This is a genomic window from Nocardioides pakistanensis (genome assembly GCF_054781215.1).
Genome location: NZ_BAAGUV010000032.1, coordinates 1 through 540, shown reverse-complemented (window position 1 = coordinate 540; position 540 = coordinate 1). Strand labels below are relative to the sequence as shown.

Genomic DNA, 540 nt, shown 5'->3' with positions numbered 1-540 from the left:
CACCCTGTTCACCGGCCAGTGGGCCGACCTGCCGTTCGAGGAGGTGGCCCGGCTCGCCTCCGAGTGGGGGTACGACGGGCTCGAGATCGCGGCCTCCGGCGACCACCTCGATCTCGCCCGCGCCGACGAGGACGACGCCTACCTGCGATCCCGACTCGACATTCTCGACCGCCACGGCCTGCGCGTGTGGGCCATCTCGAATCACCTGGCGGGGCAGGCGGTCTGCGACGACCCCATCGACTTCCGGCATCGGGCCATCGTGCGCCCCTACGTGTGGGGCGACGGGGAGCCCGAGGGGGTGCGTCGGCGCGCGGCCGAGGACATGCAGCGCGCGGCCCGCGTCGCCCGCAAGCTCGGCGCCGATGTCGTCACCGGGTTCACCGGCTCGAAGATCTGGCCCTACGTCGCGATGTTCCCGCCGGTGCCGCAGTCGGTCATCGACGACGGCTACGAGGACTTCGCGCGGCGGTGGAACCCGATCCTCGACGTCTTCGACTCTGAGGGTGTGCGCTACGCCCACGAGGTGCACCCGTCCGAGAT

At 71.3% G+C, this 540-nt stretch carries 1 protein-coding gene; it reads left to right on the top strand.

What is annotated here, in order from left to right:
- A partial coding sequence (locus ACYVIH_RS12485) for a sugar phosphate isomerase/epimerase family protein (RefSeq protein ID WP_460869780.1) occupies positions 1-540 on the top strand: 540 nt, incomplete at both ends.